This window comes from Paeniclostridium hominis, assembly GCF_014306135.1.
In the GTDB taxonomy this organism is placed as follows: Bacteria; Bacillota; Clostridia; order Peptostreptococcales; family Peptostreptococcaceae; genus Paraclostridium; species Paraclostridium hominis.
Genome location: NZ_JACRWD010000001.1, coordinates 1 through 12,877, shown reverse-complemented (window position 1 = coordinate 12,877; position 12,877 = coordinate 1). Strand labels below are relative to the sequence as shown.

Genomic DNA, 12,877 nt, shown 5'->3' with positions numbered 1-12,877 from the left:
CTCCTACAGTTTATAAAGTATTTCTTCCTCTAACCCAAATAAATATATATATACTTCCTTTATATTTTTTCCTGTTAGTTGATTTAAAGCTTTACTATATATTTCAAGTTGTTTTGTATATCTATTTATAACTTCATTTTTGTTTTCTTCATTTACAAAATCAGTTTTATAGTCTACTATAACTATTTCACCATCTTCTTCAAAATAAGCATCTATTATACCTCTGACCATTAAAGTATCATCATTGACTATATGTTTAAATTCACCTTCAGCTTCAAATATATCTCTAATACCAATTTGTAGATAAAAAGCTTGCTCTCTTTTTAAAAATGGAGCTTTTAGCATTCTTTTTCCTAAATTAGATTTGAAAAATTTTAATACTTTATATGGATTTATAGTATCTGCTTGAGTTTGAGTTAAAATATTCTTTTTAACTGCTAAATTTATTTCTTCTTTTATATCATTTAAATTACTTACCTTACTTAAATCTACAATTTGCATAAATAAATGCATTATAGTACCTTTTTGGGCTGCTGTAATTTTATCTTTACTTTCACTTTCTTGTATAAAAAGTGGAGTTTTTATTTCTGTTGGTTTACTTATTAACTCTTTAGAAATATAATCTTCTTCTAATTGACTTTCTAATCTTTTAATTTCAGTAACAGATATTGTTGCTGCTCTATTTACAGATTCTATAAATGGGTATTTATAATCTAATTTATTACTTATTAAGCCAAAGTAATCACTGTTATCTTTATCTAAATCCATATTTAATAATATAGAGTCTATGGTTTCCTCATCCTCAATATCTTCTTTTTCTATCAATACATCACTTTTATCCCAAACTCTTGCTTCCCATTTTGATTCATGTTCATTAAAAGCACTAGTTTCTAGATTTACTAGCTCTCTTATATTACTTAAATTTTTATGTTTTAAAACTGCTGGCATTATCCAATCTAAGAAATTTTTTCCTTTTAAAATCTGATACTCTGAAACTGGACCAATATTTTCTATATCTTCGCCCCATTTTTTTATACTAGAATCTATATCCTTTATTGAACCAGTTATAATTAATTTTTCTTTTGGTCTTGTAAATGCAACATATAAAACTCTCATTTCTTCAGATAAATTTTCCATATTTATAATAGTCTTTAATGCTTCTTTTGCGATACTTGGATAAGATATTTTTCTATTGTAATCTACAAGTTGAGGTCCATATCCTAATTTATGGTGATATAAAATATTCTTTTTAAAATCTTGTGTATTGAAATTTTTACCCATACCCGCACATATAACTACAGGGAATTCTAGTCCTTTACTCTTGTGTATACTCATTATTCTAACTACATTAGCATTTTCTCCTAATGTTTTAGCACTTCCCATATCAGAATTTGAGCGTTTTAATTTTTTTATAAAGTTTATAAAGTTAAATAAGCCTTTAAAACTTGTTGATTCAAATTGCTTAGCTCTTTCAAATAAAACCTTTAAGTTTGCTTGTCTTTGAGTTCCAGCTGGAAGAGCTCCTACATATGCATAATATCCAGTCTCTATATATAAATACCATAAAAATTCATCAGTGCTCATATATAGCGATTTTTCCTTAAAATCTTCCAGTTTATCTATAAAATACTTAACTTTATTACTTAATTCATTATCTTTTTCACAAGTTAGTTTTAATACCTCATAAAAACTTTTCTGTCTATCTTCTATCCTTATATCGATAAGTTCCTCTGGTGTAAATCCAAACATAGGAGATTTTAGTACTGCAATAAGAGGTATATCTTGCATTGGGTTATCAATTATTTGAAGTAGTGAAAGAATAGTTTTTATCTCTATTGTATCAAAATATCCAATTCCAGTATCTGCATATGTCGGTATATCCATATTCATTAATTCATCAACAAAAACTGGTGCCCAACTTGATGTTGCTCTTAATAAAATTACTATATCCTTAAACTCTACAGCTCTATATGAATCTAGTTTTTTATCATAAACTTTCATTACTTGTCCATTTTCATTAGGTTTTATCAAGTCTTTTATTATCTTTCCTATCATCCTAGCTTCTAATTGTATATTATCTATTTCTTCTCTCTCTTCTTCCTCATCAGAACTTTCTTCAACTTTGCTAGACTTTTGCATTAAATGTATTTCTGTAGCCCCACCAACTATAGAATTTTCTTCTTCACATTCTTTAAAGCTTGCACCTAAATTTAGACGTTCATTTTCATTATATTCAATCTCTCCTATATTTCTACTCATTATATTTTCAAATATATAGTTAGCTGAATCCACTACTTCTTTTCTACTTCTAAAATTCTTATAAAGCATTATTTTTCTATTTTTGCTACCCTCTTCAGTATCATAGTTAGCATACTTTTCAAGAAATATTTCAGGTTTAGCTTGTCTAAATCTATATATACTTTGTTTAACATCCCCAACCATAAATCTATTTGGATTTTCAACTTTAGCAATTGTACTTAATAAAACCTCTTGTACTAAATTACTGTCTTGATATTCATCTATAAATATTTCTGAAAATCTATCTATATATATTTTAGCTACATCTGAAGGAATAACATTTCCTTCTTCATCTTTGTCAGTTAAAATATCTAGAGCAAAGTGCTCTATATCACTAAAATCTATAATCCCTTTTTCTTTCTTCTTTTCTTGATACTTTTCCTCAAAAGATATTACTAAATCTGAAATAGACTCTACAACTGGATATAAATATTTTATCTCATGGCAAACTTGACTATTACTCTTATAAAAGGTAGATCCTATTATACTTTCTAAAGATTTTTTATTTTTATCTCTTATAGATTTAGCACTCTCTCTTGCTTGTTTTATATATTCTGGAGTATCCTTTGAAAGTCTTTTTACTCCCTTTGAAAAGTTTTCAAATTGCATATTACTCATATAGTAATACGCTTTATCCCATCCTTCATTACAAGCATTTAATATTTCTAATATCTTAGAGTATTCTATATTAAGTTTTTCTTTATAACTTTCTAATTCTTCTATTCCATCTACATAATCTATAGCTTTTCTCATGCTAGATTCTATGCCTTTTATCTCTATCTTCACATTATCTAATATAGACTCTGCCCATATAGAGTTTGAAAAATCAAAATTATCATCTATATTAAATAGTTCAACAGAATCATATAACCATTTTTTAGGATAAGGTGAAGCCATAGCAAAGTTATATATAGATAAAATAATTTCTTGTAATTCTTTATCTCCTCTTTTTTCAGCATAACTTTCTACTAAATTTAAAAATCCTATATCTTTAGCTTCATAATACTCTTCAAAAACTTCCTCAATTGATTCCTGTTTTAAAAGAGAACATTCTGTTTGGTCCCCTATCCTAAAATTAGGGTCTATGTTTATCTTATGAAAATTTGATTTTATTACATCTAAACAAAATGAATGTATAGTTGTAATACTTGCTCTATTTAAAAGCACCAATTGATTTTGTAAATGACTATTTTCAGGATTTTTATCTAATGCTTTAGCTATAGCATCGCCTACACGCTCTCTCATCTCTGAGGCTGCTGCATTTGTAAATGTAACTACTAACAATTTATCTATATCTACTGGATTTTCAATGTCTGTTATTATTTGTATTATACGTTCAACTAGTACTGCTGTTTTTCCTGAACCTGCAGCTGCTGCTACAAGTAAATTACAATTTCTACTATCTATAACAGCTTGTTGTTCATCTGTCCATTTAGGAGAACTCATCTACTCAACCTCTCCTCTCATTTTATTTATTATTTCATCTTGACTTTTTTTATTTATAATTCTATAGTTATTATCCTTAAATGTACTGTCAAATTGACATATTGATGAGAAACTACAAAAATCACAAGATGTTGATTCTTTAGATTTATATGGATTTATACCTATATTTCCATCAAGCATATCTTTGCTTAATTCTTTTATAGTATGTTTTACGTACTTTCTAAGTACATTAAACTCTTCTTGATTTACTCCAGAAGTAGTCTTTGATATTGTTCCATCTTTATTTATAGAGGCAGGTACTACTAGAGACGTTCCTTTATCCCCTTCTGGCAATGTATTATCCATTTTTCTAATTACATCGCTATCTTTTAATACCAAACCTTTCATTTTAAGTTGTTTTAATATCTCTTCTCTTATATTATCATCTTCCATATCTTCATTAGTTTTTATTATAGGATCATCTATTTTAAAATAAAGTATTGCTGCAGGATTTAAATTTCCATCATTATATTTTGAACTTTCTAATATTGCATCTAAATATACCAATAATTGAAGTTGCAATCCATAATACACATCTGTAAGACTTATATTTTTATTACCTGACTTGTAATCTACTATCCTTATGTATTTTTCCTGTCCTTCTTCTAGCATATCTACTCTATCTATTTGACCTATTAAGTTTATCTCTTCTCCATTATCTAAAACTATTTTAATCGGAGGATATTTTCCTTTTACACCAAACTCAACTTCATAATCTGTAGGGTCAAAAGATCCTTTTTTTATCTGTTCACTGATTATAGATATTGCAAATATAAGCATATTTCTTAATCTATAAGATAGGTATTTATATCTTGCTGAACTTTCTAGTATATATCCAGGTATTTTTGATATTAATTCATCCACTATAATTGTGACTTTATCAACTATATATTCTGGAGTTATTTCTCTCCAATCTAAATTATCTTTAGATAATTGTTTTGAAAACTTGTCTAATATATTATGAACGAAAGTCCCAAAATCAGGTGGAGTAAACTCAAACTCTTTTCTTTCTTTTGCTTTAAGACCGTATTGAATAAAATATGCAAATGGGCATTGAGCATATTTTTCAAGTCTTGATACACTAAATAATTTATTATTATATAATTCTCTTATCTTCTCACTTTCTACCTTCTTAACTTGATTAGTATAATTTAGTCCTTCCACTATGTTTTTAGCTCTAATATGATAATCTTCATTTTGTATATAATATTTATATAAATCTAGCCATACAGGATTTATATCTCTATTTTCTTCAAAATCTTTTATAGATTTTATAAGTTCATTAAAAACTGGTGCTTTTGTAGTTATATTTTCAACTACATCTTCACTAGTGTCATAAATTTTATCACTTAAATAGCTTTCATTCTTAATGTTTTTAAAAATCTTTTTAAGTCTAGAAACTATTACAGATGGTCTTAAAGTTTTTCCTTCATGATCAGCTATAGGATAAGTTATTGTTAGAGAGTTTGTTGTTGATGTCAATGCTTTATACACTAAAAATTGTTCTTCAAACGTTTTTGTCTTACTATCTATATCTACTTCAACACCACTGTTTTCTAGATTTTCTCTATCTTTATCATTTAATATTCCATCATCTTTTGATATTAATGGAAATATCCCATCTGTAGTTCCCATTAGATATAAATGTTTAGTATTTGGATTTTTCATTCTATCAACACTACTTACTAAAACTTGATCTAAGCTTGGAGGAACTGTAGCCAACTCATATTCATCAAACCCTATACTTATTACTTTAATAAATTTATCTAAACTTATTGTATCTTCTCCCATGATTTCAACAATTTGATCTAATATATCAACTACTATTTCCCAAACCTGAGAATATTGATTAGCTAAATCTATCTCATTATTTGATTTAAAATTATCTATCATATTCTTTATAGTATCTGGCATATTAATATCTATTAAAAATTCATATATATACTTACATATATCTTTGGCTTTATTTTTACCTTTTATTTTTTCTTGTAGTTTAACTATAGGATTTATTATTAATTTTCTTATTTCATTAACTCTTTCTATAATTTCTATCTCGTATTCATTTTCCTCGTCATTTAACCTATGATTTACTCTGTAATTCCACTTCTCTTCAAACCATTTCTTTCCTCGTATACCATTTGCCAAAACATAATTTTCAAGTAAACTTATATCTTCAATATCTATTCCTAACAAACCACTTTTTATATACCTAAACATTGTTTCATAATTATATCTTCTACTTTGCATTTCTAGTGCTGATATTATTAAAACTATAATAGGATTGCTTTTAGCTTCTGTTTTATTATCTATAAAATTTGGTATTTCATATTCTTTAAATATTGACTGTACTAAAAAGTCATATCTATTTAAATCTCTGGTTGCTACAGTTATATCTCTATATCTAATACCTTTCTCTCTTACTAAAAATACTATTTCTTTTGCTATTTGCTCTACTTCTGAATATAAATTACTAAATTCCTTTATAGCTATACTTTTAGTTTCATCTTCATAAACTTTATAAGGATACGAGAAATAATTTTTTTCTAGGTGTTCTAACTCTTCATTCCCATTAAATCTTTTTATTTTAGTTGCATTTAAACTTATATCAGGTTTTATATTAATTCCAGACTCTAAGCATAATTTTCTTAGCTTTTCTTCTGTAAATTTAGTACGGGAAAACACATCTTTTTTATTGTAGGTTTTTACTAAATTATTATCTAAAGTTAAAGTTATATTAACTTCAGATGCCTTTAATAGTAAACTTCTTATTACTCTATACTGATTAGGTGTAAATCCTGTAAATTCATCTATATATATTTTTGCGTTGTCAAAATAGCTACACATTTCTATTTTATCTGCTAGTGATGCTAATAAATCTTGTGAGTCTATATAGTTTTCATGTAATATTTTTTCATAATTATCATAAATTTTACTTATATCTTGTAATTTCAACTTAAGTGTTTCACTATTAACTTCTCCTGCTACATTTTCTAAAGCTTGTGATGTAATGCTATACTGCTTAAATTCAGATATCATATCTGATATAGTACCTATAAATCCTGGTTGATTAGATGCTTTAGAAAAAATTTGTAAGTCACTACTAACTTCATCTAATGCTTTATAAATCATCATAGATCTACCACTAGCATTTATATTTATATCTGTAAGTCCCCCAACTTGAGAAAATACTATGTTACTTAATGTTTTAAAACTAAGAACCCTTGCTCTAAGATAAGGGTCCTTTTCTATATGTTTACTTAATCTTTTTTCACTTTCAAATGTATATTGTTCCGGAACTAATAATATTATAGGAGCGGTGTCTCCATCATTTACCTTTTTTGATATCTCATTTAAACAATATGTTGTTTTACCGCTACCACTTCTTCCGAATATAAACCTAAGACTCATATATTTCATCCTCCAATATGCTATAGTTTATATCTTCATTGTTGCATAACTTATTAAATTCACAAAACTTACAATGCTTAGTATTTTTTATACTACACTCATCATCGTAATTTATATTTCTTATATTATCTATATAAGCTTCTATTTGTTTTTTAATTTTGTTATGTCTTTCTTCACTGTATCTAATAGTTATTGGCTCGTTGTAATATTCTGGTTGATAATAGTTTATACTTATATTCTCATACTCTAAATTTAAGTTCTGTATTTTATTCACAACTTCACCACATAAAAATAGATAAACTAAAGTTTGAACCCTATTCTCAACACTTTTATATTCCAATTTTCTATTTTCTGTTTTCCAGTCCCATATGCAAATATTATTTTCATCCAAAACTATTAAATCATATTTTGCTTGTATATTAATATCTCCTAATCTATATCTTACTTCATATTCAGGAAGATACGTTTTATTCTTCTTTATAGGCACAAGTCTTTTTATTTTATCCATCCATATATTAAATTCTTTATTATCTGCATATTCTATTCCAGTTGGTATATTGCTAAAATATCGTTCACATATTAGATGAAAATCTGTACCTAATTTGAGATTTTCATAATATTCTCTGCTATCTTCATCATCTTGCTTCCAATTTAGCTTATCTATATATTTAAATTTAAATTTTAAAGGGCAATTCTTATATGTATTTATAGAATTTTGACTATATAAAAAATTATCTAGTTTTTTATTCAACTAACTCACCCCTTTTTTCTTTTATAAATCTACCTAACTTATTAAAATAAAAAGATGGCTTTTGTTGTTGCTTTTTATTTAAATTGTTATCCTTATAAGTGTATCCAGATAACATTAACATCTCTTTTGCTCTAGTTATACCCACATATAATAATCTTATTTTTTCATTTATTACATTTACCTTATGTTTATACATAAAATCTTTTGGTTTTTCTCCTGTTAAAATAGCTTCTACTTCTGATTTAGCAATCGCTACTGGATTTTTATACTTATCTTTTAAATACCATAATTCACCTTGGAATTTTTGATTTATATCTGCTGGAAATTTAAATTCAGTTAAATCAAGTAAAAATACAACATCCCATTCCATTCCTTTTGATTTATGATAAGTACACACAGTAATTCCACCAGGTTTTGGTTCATATCCATTTATTTCATATATAATCTCACTTATATAGTTGAAAACTCTGTTTCTATCATCTAACAAAATTTTACCTATATCATATAAACTTGTATTTGGATTATCTAAAGTTAAATGCTTTACATAAAAAGCTACATAATATACCATTGATTTTTCTTCACAACTTATATCTAAGTTCTCTCCTATTAATAAAATTAGCTCATCTAATTTTACTGATATGTAATCTAACATATTTTTAATTTTATTTATACCATTTATAAAATCAATATATATTTCATCTTTGTTATCTATTACAATATCTTTGATTACATTATCTGTATCGTATATTATATCTTCAACATCGTACCTTTTTAATTTAGATAAAAACTCATCTTTTCCAATTTTATTATCTGTGTTAATATATATCTTATCAAATATATTTACTAATTTATTAACATCATCACACTGAGCTAAAAAATCAACTATATATCCTATACTATTTATGACTTTTCTTTTATGAGATGAATTTGGGCCAAGCTCATCAAATTCTATATTATGACTTTCTAAAACCTCCGCTACTTCTCTTACTTGATTATTAAATGGAACTAATATTCCTATACTTTTTTCTGGAGTTGTTCTTTTTATATATTCTACAAATTTAACAGTTTGAGATATTTCTTTTTCCCAAGTTTCATACCATTTTGCATTCAGTAAGTATTTATCTGTCTTTGGATTTTCCTTATATCCTTTGCCTTTTGGAACTGTTCTAATTTCCATTTTCTCCAAAGCACTTTTACAATCATCTAAATAAAAATCTTTTGTTATTAATTCTACCAATTCATTTGCCAATTCTATAATATCTTTAGAGCTTCTGTTGGACATATCCATCTTGTAACAATTATCAGCTTCTTCCATAAAATTTTTAAAAAATATTGGGTCTGAAGAAGAAAAAGTTCCATTTATACTCTGATTAACATCACCAACTCTTACTAGATTATTATTATTTTCTGATATTAATTTTATTATTTTTCCTTGAAGTTCATTAGAATCTTGGCACTCATCTTCAAATATATATGAATATCTATTTTGAAATTTAATTTTCAAATCTTCATCATTACTAAGTGCTTCACATGCAAGTATTAAAATATCATCATAATCTAACAGTCCATTATTTTTTAATCTCCTATCATATTCTTTATATATAGGTAAAATGCACTTTAGTATTCCTTTATGTCCATTTAATATTATATTTTCTAGTTTTTGAGGCGAAATATATTTATACTTTAACTCACTTATAGAGTTTACTACTAAATCAAAGAAACCTTGATTCCATGCTTCTAGGCATCTATTTTTCCATTCATCATCTCTTTGTTCTTTAACAAAGAAGTTGAAAGCTTTTTCGCCTCCATTATTTTTAAAATTGTTTATACATTCATTTAATATTATACTTTTCTTTAAATCATCTACTATGCTAAACTCTTCATTTAACATAACTATTTCAGGTTTTTCTTTTATTATCTTTACAGCTAAGCTATGTATAGTCATAACTTCATAGGAATTAGTTTCTTTTATATCATTTTCTTCTAATAACTTAGCTATTCTGCCCTTAAAATTATTAACTGCACTATTCATATATGTAAGTATAAGTATTTTGCCAGGTTTATTCATGCCTTCTTTTATTAACTTAGCAACTAAATTTGTAACTATGAAAGTTTTTCCAGCCCCTGGAACTGCTGGAACTGCCATAGTACCTCTCTCATAATTAATTATAGGTATTTGATCTTCTCTGTAATTTATTTTACTCATTGAAATCACCTTTATTTATTAACTTTAAAATCAGACTATATAAAAGTCCTTCTTGTATATATCCATTTACTGTGTATTCGCTTTTGTATGCATATACTTTCTTTGTGTTTAATAATAAATTATATACTGTATTGTATAAATAGTATTCCTTATAGAATTCTTCTATATCTTCAGTATAAATTTGATTATTATCAAAAGATTTTTTAAGTACTTGTACATTACTTATTTCTTTTTCAGATTTCATACTCCACATATTACTTCCTATATCCAACCATATTTGTATAGGATGATTCATATTATGTGATATATAAGTATATGGTGTAGTCATTACTATAGAGTTTTCTTCACTAAACTCCTCTAATTCAGATAGAGAGTAATAATCTTTTATACTTGTTTTTAGTGCCTCTATAAAAATCTTTTCTTTAGTTTTATTTCTATCAAATCCTAATAAACTTATATTATCTGTAAAATTCTCACTTTCTTGAATTATTTTTTTGCAAATCTTTACATTTTCTTTTCCATTTGAAAGATTTAATAACTTATCTATATAAAATTTAATTAAAAACTCATTTATACTTATATTTTTATCTTTTTTATCTTCAATATAATTTAGTAAATCTATATATTCATTGCATGTATATTTATCTCTTGCTATCTTTAAAGATTTAATCTTATTTTTATTTAATAAAAGACTTATAAAACATATATAATCTTCTTCATTTAATAATTCTTCGCATTCATAAAATATGCATGAAGCCACCATTAATGCATGTGCATAAGGGTAATCAATAATTCGTTTATCTTTTTTTGTATTATAAATATTTACCTTGTTTCCTAATAAAATATTTTTAACTTGATAATCTAATATAGTACTATTTACAGGACTTATTATAGCTATATCTTTCGGTTCATATCCATCTTTTATAAGCTGTATAACTTTATTGATTGACTCTACTACCATCTCGCTATATAATTGATTACTTTGATTTAAATTTATATCTTTAGATAAATTGATTAAATTTTTTATATATACATCTTCAATATAGTCATTTTCTATAACCTTACATTTTTTAAATATCTCTTTTTTTGTGTAAGTCATATCTACATTATTAAAAGATGCATAATCTTTAGTTTCGTTAATATAAATATGTGAGTCATATACACTATCTAGTAATTTAGATATTAAATCTACTTCGCATGCTGGACAATTTTCTAAACTATCTACTATTAGATAATTTATATTCCTTTTTAATTCATTTAAGTAATACTCATCTTTTAAAAGATATTCGTTATATAAATATATCAATAGTGAATTATCTACTATTGAATTTTCTAATAATAAATTTGTATAAGTATCTATTATTTCTTGCATCTGAGTATATGAAAATCTATCTATCTTATCTCTGTTTGATTTTGAATAATATATTTTATTACCTATGCTCTTTAAGTCCATTAAACTTTGAGCTGCTTTATTTATATTGTAAGATATACTACTTGATATATTTCTATTAGATGCAGTAATATCTTGAAAATAATTCTCAAGATTTCTTTTTTCTTTAACTATTTCATTTATTATATAATCACTTAAGCTATTTGATATAATTGAAGGCTTAATTCTATGATTTATTATACTATTACATTTTTTATCAATTATAGGCCAAAACTTAATTATTTCTTTTGATATAAATGATATATAGGTAGTTGATTTTATCTCTTCACTAAAATCTAATTTGAATAAATTATCATATTTATATTTTATTTTATTATTTGGTACAAGTAATAAAACTTTACTTGATTTGTTATCACTTTTACTTACAAAGTTTATATATTTATCTTTTATATCTTCAATCCTTCTATCATTTAAGTTATCTTTAATTATAAGATTCATATTCTATCCCTTCCTTTATAAATTAATTATAACATATGGAAGAACACGCTTTCGATGTATTTAATTTCAATTATTTATTTCATGTAAAACCTAAAATAAAGTAATAAATGTGTAGTTAAAACTACACATTTATTACTTTATTTTTATTAATGCTATATCCTCATTACTTACTTCTAAGTCATTTATAATAAAATTACTCATAACTATATTTTTAAAATTATATTTGTTACTATCAAAATCAAAGTACTGACAATCAAACATTATTGGATTTTCTTCACTATTAATATCTAAATATTTTAATTGTACTCTATACATAAAATCCTCCAAAATAAATAATTATATTATATATAATTATTTATTTTATATTAAAATTTTATTCACATATAAGTTATTTATTATAAATTCTATGTCCTGCTTTCAACTTTTTCACTAATTTTCCCTATACAAATTTAAAGATAATATAAAATTAGCTAGGTTAATAAATAACCTAGCTAATTTTATAAAAAAAAGATTACGTGGCTACGTCCTACTCTCCCAGGCAGCTTCCCACCAAGTACCATCGGCGCTAAAGAGCTTAACTTCTGTGTTCGGAATGGAAACAGGTGTATCCTCTTTGCTATAATAACCACATAATCTTTAATAGATTAATATCTATTTAGTTAGAGTTAGTACTCTAAAAACTGCATACCATTTATTGAATCAAATAATCTTTTTGGTCAAGTCCTCGATCTATTAGTATCAATAAGCTACATACATTACTGTACTTCCACCTTTGACCTATCAACCAGGTAGTCTTCCTGGGATCTTACCCTTACGGTGGGAAATCTTATCTTGAAGTTGG

6 protein-coding genes and 2 rRNA genes are annotated in these 12,877 nt (G+C 25.4%); all 8 read right to left on the bottom strand.

The window, feature by feature from the left end:
- Positions 1-3: 3 nt before the first annotated feature.
- Positions 4-3,744 carry a helicase-exonuclease AddAB subunit AddA gene (gene addA / locus H8891_RS00040; RefSeq protein ID WP_187004702.1) on the bottom strand — a complete coding sequence of 1,247 codons (3,741 nt, stop codon included), beginning with the start codon at positions 3,742-3,744 and terminating at the stop codon, positions 4-6.
- Positions 3,745-7,191 carry a helicase-exonuclease AddAB subunit AddB gene (gene addB, locus H8891_RS00035; RefSeq protein ID WP_187004701.1) on the bottom strand — a complete coding sequence of 1,149 codons (3,447 nt, stop codon included), beginning with the start codon at positions 7,189-7,191 and terminating at the stop codon, positions 3,745-3,747.
- A complete protein-coding gene (locus H8891_RS00030) occupies positions 7,181-7,942 on the bottom strand; it encodes a PD-(D/E)XK nuclease family protein (protein ID WP_187004700.1) in 762 nt (253 codons plus the stop codon). The genes addB and H8891_RS00030 overlap by 11 nt, the downstream gene beginning before the upstream one ends.
- A complete protein-coding gene (locus H8891_RS00025) occupies positions 7,935-10,148 on the bottom strand; it encodes an ATP-dependent helicase (protein ID WP_187004699.1) in 2,214 nt (737 codons plus the stop codon). The genes H8891_RS00030 and H8891_RS00025 overlap by 8 nt, the downstream gene beginning before the upstream one ends.
- Positions 10,141-12,036, bottom strand: a complete 1,896-nt coding sequence (locus H8891_RS00020; RefSeq protein WP_187004698.1) for a hypothetical protein — start codon at positions 12,034-12,036, stop codon at positions 10,141-10,143. Before H8891_RS00020 ends, H8891_RS00025 begins: the two co-directional genes overlap by 8 nt.
- Positions 12,037-12,168: 132 nt before the next feature.
- Positions 12,169-12,351, bottom strand: coding sequence for a hypothetical protein (locus H8891_RS00015; protein WP_187004697.1), 183 nt, complete (start codon positions 12,349-12,351; stop codon positions 12,169-12,171).
- A 198-nt stretch (positions 12,352-12,549) separates the two neighbouring features.
- Positions 12,550-12,666 (bottom strand): 5S ribosomal RNA (rrf, locus tag H8891_RS00010).
- A gap of 82 nt (positions 12,667-12,748) precedes the next feature.
- Positions 12,749-12,877 (bottom strand): 23S ribosomal RNA (locus H8891_RS00005); the annotation flags it as partial.